The organism is Tunturiibacter empetritectus (assembly GCF_013410875.1).
GTDB classification, from domain to species: Bacteria; Acidobacteriota; Terriglobia; order Terriglobales; family Acidobacteriaceae; genus Edaphobacter; species Edaphobacter empetritectus.
On the sequence record NZ_JACCCU010000001.1, the window covers coordinates 2,863,847 to 2,880,870 of the forward strand.

Sequence of the window (17,024 nt, forward strand, 5' to 3'; positions counted from 1 at the left end):
ACTCCTTTGGAGTTTCACTAAAGTTTGCGAATTGGGCCGTGTTTGCTACAGATTCGATTGCACATCGATACAAGTTACCTTGTCTAACCTGGTGGCGGGATAGTTACTTCGAAACTCTGACGGAGCGTTATGGAAGTGCACCTCATCGATGGGACCTACGAGCTCTTCCGGCATTTTTATGCCCTGCCGTCCGCTAGAGACAGCGAAGGTCGCGAGGTCGCTGCGGTGCGCGGCGTTCTCGGTTCACTTTTGGGCATGATGCAGGCCGGTAAGACGTACATTGGGGTGGCGACAGATCATGTGATTGAATCCTTCCGGAACCGAATGTGGCCCGGATATAAGACCGGGCAGGGCGTGGACCCTGAGCTGTTAGCCCAGTTCCCTTTGCTGGAAGAAACGCTCGAGGCACTCGGAGTGGTGGTGTGGGCGATGGAAGAGTATGAGGCAGACGACGCGCTGGCGTCGGCAGCTTTTCTCGCAGGAAAGGACCCTAGAGTCAAGCGTGTGGTCATTAGTACCCCCGATAAAGATCTGGCACAGTGCGTTCAAGGTACGCGAGTTGTGCAACTCGACCGTCGAAGACGTTTAGAGCGGGATGAAGAGGGAGTCGTTCAGAAGTTCGGAGTCAAACCACGCTCCATTCCGGACTACCTCGCCTTAGTTGGCGACACAGCAGACGGCTATCCTGGCCTACCAGGATGGGGTGCGAAGTCTGCTTCTGCTGTCCTATCCCGTTTTGGCAGATTGGAAGCAATTCCACCCGACGCAAAGGATTGGCAGGTAAACGTCTCCAATCGGAAGAGCCTGTCCGAAGTTTTCAACAGCAAGCGGGATCTTGCCTTTCTCTTCCGAGACCTTGCTATGCTTCGTCCTAATCTTCCCCTCTTCGCAACTGTCGACGATCTGCTTTGGACGGGGCCTACGCCTGACTTTCCTCCAATGGCAGATCGCCTGGACAAGGCTAAGTTCTCTGCGAAGCGCGTTCCGCGTTCCCGGGAAGACGGCAAGATTTAGTTCCGCGCCTAACCAGGCTTGAAACGGCATATCTTCCGCCCGAAAGCTTGGAATAGCCCGTGCTATCGCGTGGAAGTAGAAACCGCGCCTCCGACTTTACTAAAAAGCCACATCTCCTGAGTGTGCATTACTTACGGACACGCACGACCACTATTGTAAACAAACCCAGACTCTTCAGCCGCGATGGCAAATTGACAAATCGGCTTGTGACTCGTGGCCACGCGAACACAGTGCGAAATCTACTCCACATGCTGAGCACTTGCAGAAGAGCACTCTCCTGTCGAAGGAATGTTCAATCAACTTCACGCAGGTTTCTGTACAGAAACCAAAGCGGCCACCAGGAGATCGAGATCGGTGGGATTCACATCGCTGACTGCAAAAAGATTCAGGTCGGATGTGGTAGCGGTTCGAAGATAAAAGCCTGCACGTGTGTTCGGCAGAGGGCCATGGGTCGGGCTTGTGTATCGCTGCGTTACAAAGATAGAGACTTCGTGTTTATGAATGGTGTAAAGGAGCAGGGCCGCCGGTTGACCGTTGAAGTAGGTGAGATCAGCTCCCTTCAGAATTGTGTCGGGGGGCAGGGTTTCGGGAAGGTTGAAGCTAAAGGGAAGACGCCCCTGAAACCAGGGTTTGACCGTGTGCCGATCCGTGGAGATGACCTCTGGGGTCGCTCCAGCGGAAAGAGTAGAGAGGTGCTGGTCGAGGAGTTCAGCAGCGAGGGTGTCCCTTTGATGCAGCTGGCGCCAGCCAAAGAATGAGATGGTAAGCAGGATAGCCGCGGCGAGTGCCGTCCAGGCCGCAGCGCGAAAAGAATCGATGGATACGACCTTCTTCCCCCTTGGCTCGGTCTGCGTTGGTTGCAAATGAAGATGGGCGGTAAGGCGAGCGAGGGCTTCGGGCGGCGGGGCAAAGCGTTGGCCAGCGCGGCCGGTAGCAGCTTTCAGTCGTGTCGCGGAGAGGACGCGGAGCGTGCAGCTATGACAGGTGGAGAGATGATGCTGAGCTCCCTGCTGTTCCTCTGGTAAAAGCTCGTCGTCAATAAAAGCATTGACCACATTCGGATTGAGATGTTCCGTTGATTGATCGTTTTGAGATATCTGATTCATAGCGATTCCCCAAATTGCGGCTGCAACAGTTGACGGAGAGTGCTGCGGGCGCGAGAGACGCGTGACATAACAGTGCCGATAGGGACATCGAGAATAAGGGCGATGTCTTTGTACTTGATCTCCTCAACGTCGCAGAGGAGCAATACTTCCCGGAATAGCGGCGGAAGTTGCTCTAGCGCGCTGTGAAGAGCAGCCTGATCGCCGAGGCGAATGAGATTGTCTTCTGGAGTGAAATCAATAGCAGTGGCGTTGAGAGTCTCCGGATGATCTTCGAGGAAAACGGTGCGGGACGCCGCGATGCCGGTGCGTGTGGTCAAAAAGGTGTTCCGGAGAATACGAAAGATCCACGCCTTGAAGTTGGTGCCAGACTGGAACGAATCAAACGCGCGGAGCGACTTGGAGAAGGTTTCCTGCACCAGATCCTCGGCATCGGCTTGATTGCGGGTCAGCCAGAAGGCGTGGTTGTAGAGCGAACCAAACAGTGGCAGCGCGAGTTGCTCGAAGTCTGCGCTACGGGTGGTGGCGGACGACACGGTGCAGTGTGCCTCGGTGGGTGTGAGATTGCCGAGTTGCAGGAATACGGCATAGAACAGCATCGATTAGGAAACATCGCTACCGTTAACCAAATCGCAGACAGATTATTCCACGAATTATTTGCCTATGCGCTGGAATAAAAGTGAACTAACTCAGTTTAGGGAGGTGCAGGCAATCAAAAATACGCAAAATGGAGTTTGACATGAACCGGTTTAAAGAGGACGAAGTAGTACAGGAGCACGAAAATACTGCAAAGTCGGAAAACGATGGCATCGACCGGCGCAATTTTCTGGGATGCATGGCATGGGCTGGAACAGGATTGCTGTGGTCGATGGTTGGCGGCGTGCCAACTTCAAAGCTGTTGGCGCAGGCGATCAAGAGCGGCGGAGGGAGTGGCAAAGTTGAAGACTTCTCCTTCGTACAGATAAGCGACTGTCATATCGGCTTCAACAAAGGTGCAAATCCGGATGTAACCCACACGCTCAAGAAGGCGATCGACAGATCAAATCTTGCGCCTGCCGGCGCGAAGGCTCCGGATTTTATGCTTCACACCGGAGACATCACGCAGAACTCGAAGGCGGCAGAGTTCGATACAGCTTCGCAGGTGATCAAAGGCTTCAGGGGCGAAGTGTTTTACGTCCCCGGGGAGCATGACTATATCGACGATGGCGTTCAGTACAAACAACGTTTCGGCAAGGGCACCGCTGGCAACGGCTGGTATAGCTACAACCACAAGGGCGTTCACTTTGTCGGTTTGAACAACTGCGTGCAGGTGGATGCAATGGGCAACCTGGGCAGCGACCAACTGGCGTGGCTTAAGTCAGATCTGGCGGGTCTGAGCCATTCCACACCGATCGTGGTGTTTGCGCACATTCCGCTCTGGATGGTGTACGAGAAGTGGGGCTGGGGGACGAAGGACGGCGAGCAGGCATTAGCTATGCTGAAACCGTTTGGTTCGGTGACGGTGTTGAATGGGCATATTCACCAGATCGTCCAGAAGGTCGAAGGCAACGTGGCGTTCCACACCGCGATGTCGACCGCGTTTCCACAGCCTGCTCCCGGAGCTGCGCCAAATCCGGGGCCGATGACAGTCCCCGCAGGCAAGCTGGAGAGTGTGCTTGGCGTGACAAAAGTTAAGGTTGTTCGCGGGCACAATCACCTGGCAGTTATCGACTCCACACTCGCGGAGACCGTTTAAAATGCGCGTGTGGTCTGTAGCAATATTGACTGTGGCTGCCGTTGTCGGGTTCGGATTTGTGCACCCGTTTGGCATTCCGCGTGTCGAGCCCGCAAATGGGCTCGGCACGCTGTTGCATAGTGCGAAGATGCCGTCGGATGCAAAGGCAGTCTTGATAACCAAGTGCGCTGACTGCCATTCAAGCGAGACGCGGTGGCCGATGTATGCGCGGATCGCTCCGGGATCATGGCTGATCGAGCGGGATATCGTTGAAGCGCGGAAAAAGATGAATCTGTCGCAATGGGAACAGTTATCCCCGGATCAGCAGGATGTGCTGATGTCGAAGATTGTTCAAGAGACGAAGAGTGGAGAGATGCCTCCCATGCAGTATCGGTTATTGCATTGGAATGCAGCCCTTTCCAAGTCCGATGTGCTTACCCTTTCGATGCTAGGAAAGAATGTGGGAAAGAGCGAAGTAGCTTCGGAGGGAGCCGCCGATGCTACCCACGGAAAGGCCCTGTTTGAGAGACGTTGCACAGGGTGCCATGCGATGGACGCGGATCGTGAAGGACCGCGCCTCGCGGGTGTGTTCGGCAGGAAAGCCGGAAGCAGCCCTGGATTTACATACTCAGCTGTACTGAAGAACTCCGGTCTGACTTGGGACCAGGCGACGTTGGAGAGGTGGCTGAGCGATCCGGATTTGTTGATAGCGGATAACAAGATGAGCTTCAGTGTTCCCAAGGCCGAAGACCGGCGGGACTTGATCGCTTACCTAAAGCAATAGCAAGAGATCGGCTCTACACCGAAATCACCCGGTTCATACCACAGGTGGCGCGGCCGGATACCTCGTCCCCTGTGGTATGTACTGGGCTGCCAACGCACCAAAAATCCTCACCTGCTCCTCCGCCCACGCCGCATCCTTGCCGAGTTCCTTAGCCAGCAGGGACGCGACCGCAGGCGCTATCTCTACTGCAGCACGCGCGTTCAACAGCAGCGCTCGAGTGCGTCGCGCCAGAGCATCATCCAACGTGCGAGACATCTCATTTCGTGCCGCCCACACAACCTCTGCCGCAGTGTATGGCAGATCAGGGTGCAGGAGTCCGCCGAGTTCAGGCCTTTCTTTGGATAGCTCCAGGATCGCCGGTGCATCGGAGCCGTAGACGGACAAACTCCCAAACTCCTCGGGATGCTGATGGTATCCATGAATGTGCATGGTCGCCGTGACACATGGTCTTTCGTCCAGTCTTCCGAGAGTCATGGCGTGGTCCACTGTGTCTTCGGCCATATGTCGATAGGTCGTCCACTTTCCCCCGACAATCGTCAGCAGACCGGAGTGGTCGATATGAATCGTATAGTCGCGCGACAGCGATGAAGTCTTTCCGTCGCTGGCCCCTGCAGCCTTTACCAACGGTCGAATGCCAACATAGACGCTGAGAATATCTTCCCGAGTCGGCTTGTGGCTCAGATAGCGGCCCGCCGTCTCAAGCACAAAGTCGATCTCCTCCTCAAAGGGTAGCGGCTCATACGATATCGATTCGATGGGCGTATCCGTAGTACCGACCAGAGTGCGGTTGTGCCAGGGAACCGCAAACAGTACGCGACCATCGTCTGTTTGGGGTACAAGCAAAGCTGTGTCGCCCACCAGGAAGGAGCGGTCGAACATAAGGTGAATACCCTGACTGGGAGCCATCATCTGTTCGACCCCGGGCTCCGCCAGCCGGCGGATCTCATCGGTGAAGATTCCTGTCGCATTCACCACGGAACGCGCTTCAATCTCAAACTTCTCCCCGCTCTCACTATCGACCGCCCGCACACCCTGCACAAAGCCCGACTCGTCCTTCTTTAGCTCAACCACACCCGCATAGTTCAAAAGAGTCGCACCATGCTCCGCGGCAGTAGTCATCAGATTGATCAGGAGACGCGTGTCATCAAACTGCCCGTCGTGATACATCACCCCGCCGCGCAGTCCGTCCCTGCGAATCGTGGGCAGAAGCTGCAACGTCTCTTCCAGGGAAAGCACCTTGGACGAGCCAAAACTGTACTTGCCTGCAAGGAAGTCATAAATCTTCATCCCAATCCCATAGAACGGCGCCTCCCACCAGGAGTAGTTGGGAACTATGAACTTCAGATCTTTCACGATATGAGGTGCGTTCCGCAGAAGTATCCCCCGCTCCTTCAGCGCCTCCATCACCAGCGAAACGTTTCCCTGCTCAAGATAACGAACACCACCATGAACTAATTTGGTGGCGCGACTGGATGTACCTTTGCCAAAGTCTTCCCGCTCCAGCAGCAACACATCATACCCTCGCGATGCCGCATCAACGGCAACGCCAGCGCCTGTGGCTCCTCCGCCGATCACAACAATGTCCCAGGGCTCTTTGCGATTGCGTACACGGGCTAACATCTCATCGCGATTCATCTGCTCTCCTTGTTCCAGTGGCGAGAGCGCTCGACAGCCTCTCTCCAGTTGTCCTGCAGTTTTTGCATCTGCTTCTTATCCGTCTTTGGCTCGAAGAGCGTGTCCGCCTTGCGATGCAGCTTCAACTCATCGATGCTGCTCCAGAATCCACTGGACAGGCCCGCCAGATAGGCGGCACCAAGAGCAGTCGTCTCCAGCACCGCAGGACGACGAACCGGCACACCTAGCAGGTCCGCCTGAAACTGCATCAGGTCATCGTTGGCTGCGGCTCCCCCATCGACGCGAAGCTCTGTAAAGGGATTCTTGGTATCTGAATCCATCACGCGAAGAACGTCCGCGACCTGAAACGCAATGCTCTCGACAGCCGCCTTCGCAATGTGAGCGATCTGCGTTCCGCGTTGCAGGCCTATGATCAACCCCCTCGCCTCGGCATCCCAGTAAGGCGCTCCGAGACCTGTAAATGCAGGCACAAAGACCACACCATCCGAGTCAGGTACAGTGGCCGCAACCGCCTCCACCTCCGAGGACTTCCGAAAAAACTTCATGTTATCCCGAAGCCACTGCACCACAGCGCCGCCTATAAAGATGCTGCCTTCAAGTGCATAAGCAAGCTTCCGGTCTGTGCTGCAGGCAAGGGTTGTAATCAGGCGATGGCTCGAAAGCGTGAACTTCCCGCCAATATTCTGCAACAGAAAACAACCCGTACCGTAAGTATTCTTCGCATCGCCAGGAGAGACACAGAGCTGCCCAAACAAGGCCGATTGCTGATCCCCGGCAATACCTGCAATCTCAACTTCGCCCAGCCCAAGCGAGGTCGTCACCTCTCCCACCTTCTCGTTAGACCACACCACCTCAGGCAAAAGACTCTTGGGAACATTGAAAAGCTTCAGCAGGTCATCGTCCCACTTGTCTTCAACGATATTGTAGAGAAGAGTTCGTGAAGCGTTGGTCCTATCCGTGACGTGACGCTTACCACTGGTCAAATTCCACACCAGCCAGCTGTCAACCGTTCCGAAGGCTAACTTTCCCGCCTCTGCACGGGCACGCACTCCCTCAACATTCTCCAGTATCCACGCCACTTTGCCCGCAGAGAAGTAGGGGCTTAGAAGGAGCCCTGTCTTTTGCCGAACGATCTCCTCAGCCCCCTCATCAGCGAGCCTCTTCATCATGGCGCCGGTACGGCTGTCCTGCCAGACGATCGCGTTATAGACCGGCTTTCCCGTCTCGCGATCCCAAACGATCGTAGTCTCCCGCTGGTTGGTAATCCCCAGAGCGATGACATCTCTTGGACGCACTCGCGCTTTACCCATCACCTCAATTGCAGAGCTCAGCTGTGACGTCAGAATGTCGAAGGGATCATGTTCTACCCAGCCACTATTCGGATAGATCTGCGGAAACTCATGCGCCGCAGTTCCCGCAATCTGCCCATCGTGATCGAAGAGGATGGCGCGAGAGCTCGTCGTTCCCTGATCGAGTGAGAGTACGTACTTCATCTTATCTCCTTGGATGTTCGCAGTTCGAAGGACGATTCGTCCTTTGAGAGTTGCTTCACTACATCAAGCAGTGCTTTCTGTCTGGCTGGCAAAAAAGGCCGAATCAGAAATTGGTATGCTCCGCCACCCAAAACTCCGCCGATCAGCGGGGCAACGATGGGAATCCACCAATAACTCTGTGGCGAAGGAAGCGCAGAAGAACCCCAACCCATAAAGAAGCAGAAGAGCCGCGGTCCAAAATCGCGCGCAGGGTTAAGCGCCCACGCCTCCAGATAACCCATCGAGGCGCCAATCAACGCCACCAGGAATCCGATCATCAGCGCTCCCGCATTCGCGCCGGGAGCCATCTCGTTGTACTGCTCCGTAATCGCAAAGATCCCAAAGATCAGAAACGCAGTCAGAATAATCTCATCGCCAAAGGCATGCATGGGTGTGATCGCCAAACCCGGGTGAGTAAAGAAAACTCCCGCAGCCCCGCCCCCAGCTCGAGTGAGGTGGTTCGTCAGGTTGAAGTTGTCGATCACCGGCGAGAACAGCGTATAGACGATCCCCGCCCCCAAAAATGCTCCTGTCACCTGTGCAAGGCAATACGGAAGCACCTTATGCCAGGAAAACCCTCGATAGACTGCGAGCGTCAGCGTTACCACCGGGTTCCCATGACACCCGCTCACCGAAGCCGTCGTGTAGATCGAGATCGTCACCGCCAGCCCCCAGGCAATACACACTCCCCAATAGGCCTGCTGGTACGGGCTTGGATTGTAAAGCGTGTACATTGCCGCGACCGAATCTCCAAAGGCAATCACAATGAACATAGCCACAGCTTCTGATATCAGTTGCCCCACGAACGTCTTGCTCATTCAGCGTCTTCTCCTTGCTTGTCTGTTCGATCTACTTGGGAAGAACCACGGAAGTCGAAAACTCCGTCTCTCCGCTCGCTGGCCATTATCTACATTTTTCTCCGCAAGCGAAGGTTTGCCTCACAATACCGGCCAAATTCGGTATCGGCCCGTCCGCCAAGACGGGAAGGTCGACGAGACCGCCACAGGCTTCTACCTGCGACCACAGCGGTGAAATAGACACCAAAGCCATCTCTCGCCAACCGCCTGAACCCCTGTACCCACTCGTCCCTGCGCCATCCAATCCCGCATAATGGAATATCAGGGAGTTTTGCATGGGTTTATTCAGCAAGAAGATAAAGCAGGAACACAAGGTCATGCTGCAGCATGATCGCGCCGCCGGTACGCTCCAGTCCGAGACCCACCGCGCCACGCCCGAGTGCCCGCAACCCCAGCACTGGAGCATGGTCGACTCCATGACCGCCGAGCTCGAAGTCCTCGAATTCCTCGCGACGCTGGTGACAACCATCAAGCCCAGGCTCGTCGTTGAAACCGGATCGTTCCTAGGCGTCTCGACCGAATGGATTGCAAAGGGCCTCGAGCGCAACGGCTTCGGCAAAGTCATCAGCTGCGAGTTTGACCCCGTCGTCTACGCTCGCGCCAAAGAACGCCTCGATGCCTCCCCGCTCAAGCCCTGGATCGAACTCCGCAACCAGTCCAGCCTTGAGATGAAGATTGACGGCACCATCGATCTCTTCTTCTCCGACTCCGACATGCCGATCCGCGAGCAGGAGGTCAAACGCTTTCTTCCCCAGATCAACCCCAACGGACTCATCCTCATGCACGACGCCAGTTCGCACCACAAAGTCGTTCGCGACGCTGCGAAATCAATGGAGGCCGAAGGCCTGCTCTCCGTCGTCTTTCTACCCACGCCTCGCGGACTCGTCATCGCTCAACCCCGCGCCGGGCGCAGCTAGACGTAGGATTAAGCGGATGCCAACTCCACAAACACAGAAGCACTCTCATCCCTTCCGAGCGCCGTGGTATCTCTTCTGGGCCGGCCTCCTTCTCCGCGTTCTCTACATCACCCTCGCCCACACCTACCGCATCCGCCCCTCCGAGGATCACCTGCAGTTTGGGTGGGAGATGGGCCGCATCGCCCGGGCACTTTCCACCGGCTTTGGATACGCCGACCCATTCACAGGCCACTCCGGCCCCACCGCCTGGGTGCCGCCGCTCTACCCTCTGCTCCTTGCCGGTGTCTTCAAACTCTTCGGCGTCTACACCGCGAAATCCACCTGGGTCATCCTCACCATCAACAGCATCTTCTCCGCAGCAACAGCTCTCCTCATATTCGAGATCGCCGCAAGGTGCTTTCAACCCACCGGACGAGCCCGCAAGATCGCCCTCTGGTCAGCCTGGCTATGGGCGCTCTACCCCGCCGCCTTGCAATACGCCGTCCACTGGGTCTGGGACATGGCCCTCACCGCCTTCCTCTTCTCCGCCGTCATCGTGATCGCCCTGCGTGTTCGCAGCATCGGAGAAGAACCTCCAGCACCCAATCCTCAAACCACCCTCCGCTGGTGCCTCTTCGGACTCCTCTGGGGCATGATCGCCCTGCTCAACTCAACGATCCTTCTCTTCCTCCCCGTCTGCGGCATCTGGATGCTCCTCGGAGGAGCAAAGCCAAAACCCGCCCTCGGCCCCGCAATCAGCAAAGCCATCCTCTCGGCAATCATCTTTCTCGCCTGTCTCGCACCGTGGATGCTGCGCAACGAGAGAGTCTTTCACGCATTCATCCCCATTCGCGGCAACCTCGGCGCAGAGCTGCACGACTCCGTTCTCGACTCCTACAATGGCTTCACCGTCGGCACAAGAGTGCCCGTCTGTGACGTATGCCCGGAGTACCTCAGATACAAAACCATGGGAGAGTACGCCTACGTCCAGCACGAAGGCAAACTCGCACGCGAACATATCCGCACCCACAAAATGCGATTCTTCGAACTCGCTCTCAAGCGCTTCTACTTCTACTGGATCAGCGTTCCCAAGCCGGTCGAAAAAGGAGTCCTCAACGAAGCCTTCCGTGTCCTGAACTACAGCTTCGTCAGCCTCGCCGGACTTCTAGGTCTCTTTTTAGCGCTCAAGCAGCGCATCCCTGGAGCGATCCTCTTCGCATGGGCTTTCGCACTTCTACCGCTCACCTATTACTTCGTCACCGTCCAGGCTCGCTTTCGCCACCCGCTCGAACCCCTCATGACCATCCTCACCGTCTACCTCTTCCAGTCCGCCACTCGAGCGTCTCAGCGAGAGCCGACGTAACGCCCAATCTGCCACGCCTTGGCATACTTCCAGCTGATATAAGCCGAATGATAAAGATGGAGCAGCAACCCTTCGCGCCCATCCAGAAAACCCAGCCGAAACCCAAAGTTCCACACAAACGTCAGCAGCGGAACCCAAACAACGTTCCAGCAGAAAGCCACCCACGAGCGGCTGACCTTCCCCTTTGCCGCAACAATCTTGCCGCCAAGACTGCTGTAGCGGTTCATATGTTCCAGATAAATATTCAACTCAGGATAACCATGGTGGAGAAAATCGTTCTTCATCATCTCCACCCTCCCCGCAACCTGCACCGACTCATGCACCGGCCGCTCAGTGAAGCCGGCCGCACCAGCGCTCGCCACACGCCGAAATAAACGCAGCTTGAGATCCGGATAATAGCCTCCATGACGCATCCAGCGTCCGAGAAAGACATGCCGCAGTCGAAGCCGATAGCCATCCACAGGTGGGCGCACCTCGGCGTCCCCTTCAAGCATCTGCCCAATCTCCCTCTGCAACTCCGCCGTCAGCTCTTCATCCGCATCCAGCGAAAGTACCCACGTCCCCACACACTTTTCAATGGCAGAGTTCTTCTGCCTCGCAAATCCCTTCCACGGCTCCGTAAAAATCTTTGCCCCAAACGACTCCGCAATCTCCAGAGTGCGATCGGTCGAGCCTGAGTCCACCACAATCACCTCATTCGCAAACCCCACACTGGCCAGCGTCCGCGCGAGATTGGCTTCTTCATTCAAGGTGATGATGGCTACAGAGAGTGTCGCTTTCGGCATGTCCCCTCATTCTATTTCCCTTAGCGCCATATCCGGACACCTTCATCTTGCCGTAACAAGATCAGACTAGTGTCTTTCTTTGCAGCCGTATTAGAAACAAGCAAATTGAATCTGAATTAATGAACCCTTTCCTCGCAAAAAATCCATACAGCCCAGGCGCCGCACGATGCTAAGCAGACGCCGCCTACTCCAGCGCGGTCTCACCTCCGCCGCCGGCCTCACCCTTAGCAAAACCGTGCCTGCAATGCAACAGGCCATGGCCTCGCCCGCCCAGGTACGCAGTGGAGTCAAACTCACCAGCTACGTCGACCCCCTGCCCATCCCGCCGGTTATCCGCACCACCGGCAAACCAAACGAAGTCATCGACGTCGAAATGCGCCAGTTCCAACACAAGGTTCACCGCGACCTCCCGCCGACGACCTTGTGGGGATACAACAGCTCCTGGCCCGGCCCCACCATCGAAGCCCGGAGCGGCCAGCCCCTCAGCATCAACTGGATCAGTAAGCTTCCTACAACGCATCTACTCCCCATCGATCACTCCATACACGGCGCCGAATCGTCACTGCCCGCCGTCCGCAACGTCGCCCATCTCCACGGCGCCTGCACCATGCCCGACGACGACGGCTACCCCGAAGCCTGGTTCACAGCGCAAGGCGAACACGGGCCGCATGGCGCGAAGTTCAACCCCCGCCCCTCGACATATCCCAACTGCCAGCCCTCAACCGCTCTCTGGTATCACGACCATTGCCTCGGCATCACCAGGCTGAACGTCTACGCCGGATTAGCAGGCTTCTATCTCATTCGCGACGAAGCGGAGAAAGCACTCAACCTCCCTCAAGGCGACTACGAAATCCCCCTCATGCTGCAGGATCGCCTCTTCCACCACGACGGATCCCTCTACTACCCAAAAGTTATTAACGGCCCCAAGGAACACCCCATCTGGATTCAGGAGTTCTACGGCGACTACAACTGCGTCAACGGAAAGGTCGCCCCATTTCTCGAGGTCGAACCGCGCAGATACCGCTTCCGCATCGTCAACGCCGCGAACGCGCGCTTCTATCACCTGCGGCTCTTCAACTCAGACGCCACCGGAAAGATCCAGAACGACTCCTTCGACACCCCATCCTTCCAGCAGATCGGCACCGACGGTGGCCTTCTCCCTGCCCCGCTCCAACTTCACTACCTCCTCATAGCCCCAGGCGAGCGCTTCGATATCGTCATCGACTTCTCTGGCTGTGAAGGCAAATCCTTCTCGCTCGTCAACGACGCCCCTGCCCCCTACACCATGGGCGGTCAGTACCTCGCCGAAGACGTCCTGCTCTTCAAGGTGAACAAGCCCCTCTCCAGCCAGGACACCAGCGTCGTCTCAGAAACACTCGTCCCATTCGAGCCGCTTGTCCCCACCTATACGACCCGGGAACGCCTCCTCCTCGTCTCAGAAAAAGAGCGCCCCTCCGACGGCTACGTCATCACCGGCCTTCTCGGCAACGCACGCTGGCACGAACCCATCACCGAAGATCCAACGGCTGGTTCAACCGAGATCTGGTCTTTCATCAACATCACCGGCGACGTCCATCCCCTGCACATCCATCTCGTGCGCTTCCAGGTCTTGAATCGCCAGACCTTCGATGTGCCAACCTACCAGCAGACCGGCAAGCTCGTCTTCACCGGAAGGCCAATGGCGCCCGAGAGCAACGAGCGCCCCGCCTACAAAGATACGATCAAGTCCTACCCGGGCTATGTCACCCGCGTCATCATGCGCTTTGATCTTCCCCACGGAGCACAGGTCTCTCCAGGCGACGAACTCCTCTACGTCTGGCACTGCCACATCCTGGAGCACGAAGACAACGAGATGATGAGGCCCTACAAGCTAATCGTGTAACCCACTCGCACCCGCTGCGAGCAAAATCGAATGTGACAGGATTGCGAATCGATTGTTATATTCAAAAACATTTTTCTCGCGACGAAATCCTATCAATAACGTAACCGTAATTATTGATCATTTCACTTGGACGTGACACACCAACCATGCCGCTACCTCTACGGTTATCCCACTGAGGTTGTATTCCCCAACGAGTCAATTCGTTCCCTCAGTTTTCCGGAGGTATCATTTTGAAACGTACTGTCAACGCCCCTAACGGGACATTGAAGTGCGGCGCGATGATGTTGATTGCGCTGCAAGTGTTTGCGGGACTGCCACAATCCGCCTACGCCCAAACTGCCGTCCCCGAAACAAAGACTCCTATCAAGCACGTCATCATCATCATCGGGGAAAACCGCACCTTCGATCACGTCTACGCCACCTACAAGCCGAAGGCAGGCGAGACCGTCTCGAACCTCCTCTCTAAGGGCATCGTCAACGCCAACGGCAAGCCCGGCCCGAACTACTCCCTCTCCGCTCAGTTCTCGGCCGTCGACAGCACCACCGCTGATAACGGAAAGTACTCCAATAGCCCACAGGAAAAGAGCATCTACAGCACCCTGCCCGCGGCTCTCGCTGGCGGACCTGAAAAGCAGAGCGTAGCCAGCGCACCTTTCACTACTCTTAAGGTCGCCGAACTTGCTGACACCGGTCTCGCTCCCGCCTACAACAAGTTCCTGCTCACCGGTGCCACCGGCATCGCTGGCGGCAAGCCCGACACTCGCATTGCCAACGACACCAACCTGCGCGAAGGTGTCTTCCAGCTCAGCGGACCCAAGATGCCGTACGACGCCTACACCAACAGCCCCGTACACCGCTTCTTCCAGATGTGGCAGCAGACCGACTGCAACGCCGACTACGCCACCGAAGAGAACGCCAGCGGTTGCTTGAACGACCTCTTCCCCTGGGTTGAAGTCTCGGTCGGCACCGGCGGCAATGGAGCCAAGCAGCCAGCCAACTTCAACGAAACGACCACCGGCGAAGGCGCCACCTCCATGGGCTTCTACAACATGGCCCAGGGCGACGCCCCCTACTTCAAGACGCTCGCCGATGACTACACCATCAGCGACAACTTCCACCAGTCCGTCATGGGCGGCACCGGCGCCAACCACATCATGTTCGGCTTCGGCGATGCCATCTTCTACACCAACTCCAAAGGCGCCGCCACCAAGCCCCCCACCAACGAAATCGAAAACCCCAACCCCCAGGTCGCGACCAATGACTTCTACGATCAGGATGGTTACGGCGGCGGCAGCTACGTCGACTGCGGCGACATCAGCCAGCCAGGCGTTCCAGCCGTCACCAACTACCTCCAGTCCCTCAAGCGGCCTGTGAAGTCGAACTGCGTCAAGGGCGATTACTACCTAGTCAACAACTACAACCCCGGCTACAACGGCGACGGTACCCTCACCTCGCAGTACTCGCCTTTCACTATTCCACCAACCAGCCAGAAGAGCATCGGCGACAATCTCGTTGCTCACAACATTCCCTTCAAATACTTCGGCGAGAACTGGGATCTGTACGTAACCGACCCCACCGAGTCGAACTCGTTCGATGAGTACTGCAACATCTGCAATCCCTTCCAGTATCAGACACAGTTCATGGGAACCCAGGCTGCCCGCCAGACCTACATCGCGGACACGACTGAGCTCTATGAAGACATCGACACCGGCAACCTGCCCCCAGTCTCCATCGTCAAGCCCAGCGGCTTCAACGATGGTCACCCGGCCTCCTCCAAACTCGACCTCTTCGAAGGCTTCACCAAGAAGATCATCGACGGCGTCAAAGCCAACCCGACCCTCTGGGCCGACACTGCCATCTTCGTCACCTTCGACGAAGGCGGCGGATACTATGACTCCGGCTACATCCAGCCCGTCGACTTCTTCGGCGACGGTACCCGCATCCCCCTCATCGTTGTCTCGAAGTACTCCACCGGCGGAAAAGTCTCGCACGAGTACGGCGATCACGTCTCCCTCATGAAGTTCATCGAGAAGAACTGGGGCCTGCCCACCATCTCCGACCGCAGCCGCGACAACCTGCCGAACCCGATCCAGAAAGCAACCAGCCCCTACGTCCCGACGAACAGCCCAGCAATTGGCGATCTAACGGATGACTTCCAATTCTCCACCAAATAACCGCAGCACGTCTCAAGATCCAACCATTCGACGGTCAGCCCACGCTGGCCGTCGAAGTAATTTATTAACCACATTGGCCATCAATCAAATGAAGAATCTCCGCCTGCAAAAACTAATCGCAAAACTCCTTCCCTCAACCCTCCTCCTCGCGGGAATCGCTGCCGCCACCCATCTCCTCCACGCTGCAAGCCCAACCGTCTTGCCGAAGTTTCATGTCCAGGACCAATGGAACCTCGGCGGTAAAGGCGGATGGGGCTTCCTCGTTCTCGACGCCCCCGCGCACCGCCTCTACATTCCCCGAACCAATCGCGTCATGGTCGTCGACACCGACACCGGCAAGCTCATCGGCGAAGTAGAGGACATGAAAAACATCCGCGACATCGCCCTCGACAGCTCCGGCAAATTCGGCTACGTCACCGACCCCACCGACGGCACCGCCGGATTCGTCCGAGTCTTCGACCGCGCCACCCTCAAAGTTGTCGCCTCCATCCCCACCGGCGCCATTCCCGCCGCCATCGTCTTCGACCCCGCTTCAAACTCGGTCGTCGCCTTCAACTCACACAGCCATAGCGTCACCATCATCGACGCCGCCACCAACCAGGTCACCGCAACCATCCCCCTCACCAGCCGCCCCGCTTCAGCCATCACCGACGGCAAAGGGGCCATCTTCGTCGCGCTCCCAGCCCTCGGTCAGATCACCCGCATCGACCCTGCCGCAAAAAAGATCACCGCATCCTGGCAGCTCACGCCCTGCACCGGCCCAGCCGGCTTAGCCAGCGACGCAGCCCACCATCAGCTCTTCACCACCTGCGAAGATCACAAGCTCGTCTCCGTCGACACAGACACCGGCCGCCTCACCCCCATCGGCGACGCTCCACCCAACACCGGCGACATCGACTTCGATGCCCGTCACAATCTGCTCTTCGTCGCCGACGCCACCGGAACGCTCTCCATCTTCCGCCGCGACGGACTCGCAAAATACTCCCGCATCCAGCAGGTAAGCACTCAACCCGGCGCAAGAACCATGATTGTCAGCCAGAAGGACGACAGGGCATATCTCGTAACCTCCAAGTTCGGCCAGAACACCAGCGCGACCTCCGAAGAGCTGAAGTTCCGCCCCACTCCAGTCCCCGGCACCTTCTCTGTCATCGTCGTCGGCCGCTAAAACTGATGTCCTCCCGATGGTCGGAAACGATCATCACCGCGACCATCGGGAGCGCCACGCGAAGCGTTATACAAGTCACGAAGTGACCGCCTGCCGCGTAGGCAGCCCGTCCGGCAGGAC

General features: G+C 57.0%; 14 protein-coding genes. 8 read left to right on the forward strand and 6 right to left on the reverse strand.

The genetic code is table 11. The annotated features are described in order from the left end of the window. The first annotated feature begins 129 nt into the window (after positions 1-129). Positions 130-1,014, forward strand: coding sequence for a 5'-3' exonuclease (locus HDF08_RS11915; RefSeq protein WP_179638660.1), 885 nt, complete (start codon positions 130-132; stop codon positions 1,012-1,014). A 302-nt stretch (positions 1,015-1,316) separates the two neighbouring features. On the opposite strand, the gene HDF08_RS11920 is transcribed toward HDF08_RS11915, so the two are convergent. Together HDF08_RS11920 and HDF08_RS11925 are read right to left on the reverse strand one after the other, a co-directional pair. Further along, a complete protein-coding gene (locus HDF08_RS11920) occupies positions 1,317-2,120 on the reverse strand; it encodes an anti-sigma factor family protein (protein ID WP_179638661.1) in 804 nt (267 codons plus the stop codon). Further along, on the reverse strand, positions 2,117-2,716 hold the full coding sequence (locus HDF08_RS11925; protein ID WP_179638662.1) for an RNA polymerase sigma factor: 600 nt from the start codon (positions 2,714-2,716) through the stop codon (positions 2,117-2,119). Before HDF08_RS11925 ends, HDF08_RS11920 begins: the two co-directional genes overlap by 4 nt. A 140-nt stretch (positions 2,717-2,856) precedes the next feature. On the opposite strand from HDF08_RS11925, the gene HDF08_RS11930 reads away from it, so the two are divergent. Together HDF08_RS11930 and HDF08_RS11935 are read left to right on the forward strand one after the other, a co-directional pair. Then, a complete protein-coding gene (locus HDF08_RS11930; RefSeq protein WP_179638663.1) occupies positions 2,857-3,852 on the forward strand; it encodes a metallophosphoesterase family protein in 996 nt (331 codons plus the stop codon). Between the two features lies 1 nt (position 3,853). Then, positions 3,854-4,615 (forward strand): heme-binding domain-containing protein, encoded by a 762-nt coding sequence (locus tag HDF08_RS11935; protein WP_179638664.1) that lies wholly within the window; start codon positions 3,854-3,856, stop codon positions 4,613-4,615. 33 nt (positions 4,616-4,648) lie between these two features. Here the strand turns inward: HDF08_RS11935 and HDF08_RS11940 are convergent, their stop codons facing one another. From HDF08_RS11940 to HDF08_RS11950, 3 genes are read right to left on the reverse strand one after another with little or no spacing between them, the layout of a single operon-like run. After that, positions 4,649-6,250 carry a glycerol-3-phosphate dehydrogenase/oxidase gene (locus HDF08_RS11940; RefSeq protein WP_179638665.1) on the reverse strand — a complete coding sequence of 534 codons (1,602 nt, stop codon included), beginning with the start codon at positions 6,248-6,250 and terminating at the stop codon, positions 4,649-4,651. Next, positions 6,247-7,743 (reverse strand): glycerol kinase GlpK, encoded by a 1,497-nt coding sequence (gene glpK / locus HDF08_RS11945; RefSeq protein ID WP_179638666.1) that lies wholly within the window; start codon positions 7,741-7,743, stop codon positions 6,247-6,249. The genes HDF08_RS11940 and glpK overlap by 4 nt, the downstream gene beginning before the upstream one ends. Continuing rightward, positions 7,740-8,600: an MIP/aquaporin family protein gene (locus tag HDF08_RS11950; RefSeq protein WP_179638667.1), complete on the reverse strand. Its 861-nt coding sequence runs from the start codon at positions 8,598-8,600 to the stop codon at positions 7,740-7,742. The genes glpK and HDF08_RS11950 overlap by 4 nt, the downstream gene beginning before the upstream one ends. 314 nt (positions 8,601-8,914) lie before the next feature. Between HDF08_RS11950 and HDF08_RS11955 the strand changes: the two genes are divergently transcribed. Beyond that, positions 8,915-9,556, forward strand: coding sequence for an O-methyltransferase (locus HDF08_RS11955; RefSeq protein ID WP_179638668.1), 642 nt, complete (start codon positions 8,915-8,917; stop codon positions 9,554-9,556). A gap of 16 nt (positions 9,557-9,572) precedes the next feature. Beyond that, entirely contained in the window at positions 9,573-10,898 is a 1,326-nt protein-coding gene (locus HDF08_RS11960; RefSeq protein WP_179638669.1) for an ArnT family glycosyltransferase, read from the forward strand. Here HDF08_RS11960 and HDF08_RS11965 read toward each other — a convergent pair. Beyond that, positions 10,880-11,683: a glycosyltransferase family 2 protein gene (locus tag HDF08_RS11965; RefSeq protein WP_179638670.1), complete on the reverse strand. Its 804-nt coding sequence runs from the start codon at positions 11,681-11,683 to the stop codon at positions 10,880-10,882. The genes HDF08_RS11960 and HDF08_RS11965 overlap by 19 nt on opposite strands. Before the next feature lie 166 nt (positions 11,684-11,849). On the opposite strand from HDF08_RS11965, the gene HDF08_RS11970 reads away from it, so the two are divergent. From HDF08_RS11970 to HDF08_RS11980, 3 genes are all read left to right on the forward strand, one after another. Beyond that, positions 11,850-13,565, forward strand: coding sequence for a multicopper oxidase family protein (locus HDF08_RS11970; protein ID WP_179638671.1), 1,716 nt, complete (start codon positions 11,850-11,852; stop codon positions 13,563-13,565). A gap of 230 nt (positions 13,566-13,795) precedes the next feature. After that, entirely contained in the window at positions 13,796-15,739 is a 1,944-nt protein-coding gene (locus tag HDF08_RS11975; RefSeq protein WP_257030990.1) for an alkaline phosphatase family protein, read from the forward strand. 88 nt (positions 15,740-15,827) lie between these two features. Then, positions 15,828-16,904 carry a YncE family protein gene (locus HDF08_RS11980; protein ID WP_179638672.1) on the forward strand — a complete coding sequence of 359 codons (1,077 nt, stop codon included), beginning with the start codon at positions 15,828-15,830 and terminating at the stop codon, positions 16,902-16,904. The last annotated feature ends 120 nt before the right edge of the window (positions 16,905-17,024 follow it).

Bases quoted from the DNA above. Each gene is read 5' to 3' on its own strand.
- HDF08_RS11955 (WP_179638668.1), top strand. From the start codon at position 8,915: ATGGGTTTATTCAGCAAGAAGATAAAGCAGGAACACAAGGTCATGCTG.
- HDF08_RS11935 (WP_179638664.1), top strand. From the start codon at position 3,854: ATGCGCGTGTGGTCTGTAGCAATATTGACTGTGGCTGCCGTTGTCGGG.
- HDF08_RS11980 (WP_179638672.1), top strand. From the start codon at position 15,828: ATGAAGAATCTCCGCCTGCAAAAACTAATCGCAAAACTCCTTCCCTCA.
- HDF08_RS11970 (WP_179638671.1), top strand. From the start codon at position 11,850: ATGCTAAGCAGACGCCGCCTACTCCAGCGCGGTCTCACCTCCGCCGCC.
- HDF08_RS11965 (WP_179638670.1), bottom strand. From the start codon at position 11,683: ATGCCGAAAGCGACACTCTCTGTAGCCATCATCACCTTGAATGAAGAA.
- HDF08_RS11950 (WP_179638667.1), bottom strand. From the start codon at position 8,600: ATGAGCAAGACGTTCGTGGGGCAACTGATATCAGAAGCTGTGGCTATG.
- HDF08_RS11925 (WP_179638662.1), bottom strand. From the start codon at position 2,716: ATGCTGTTCTATGCCGTATTCCTGCAACTCGGCAATCTCACACCCACC.
- HDF08_RS11915 (WP_179638660.1), top strand. From the start codon at position 130: ATGGAAGTGCACCTCATCGATGGGACCTACGAGCTCTTCCGGCATTTT.
- HDF08_RS11960 (WP_179638669.1), top strand. From the start codon at position 9,573: ATGCCAACTCCACAAACACAGAAGCACTCTCATCCCTTCCGAGCGCCG.
- HDF08_RS11920 (WP_179638661.1), bottom strand. From the start codon at position 2,120: ATGAATCAGATATCTCAAAACGATCAATCAACGGAACATCTCAATCCG.
- glpK (WP_179638666.1), bottom strand. From the start codon at position 7,743: ATGAAGTACGTACTCTCACTCGATCAGGGAACGACGAGCTCTCGCGCC.
- HDF08_RS11930 (WP_179638663.1), top strand. From the start codon at position 2,857: ATGAACCGGTTTAAAGAGGACGAAGTAGTACAGGAGCACGAAAATACT.
- HDF08_RS11940 (WP_179638665.1), bottom strand. From the start codon at position 6,250: ATGAATCGCGATGAGATGTTAGCCCGTGTACGCAATCGCAAAGAGCCC.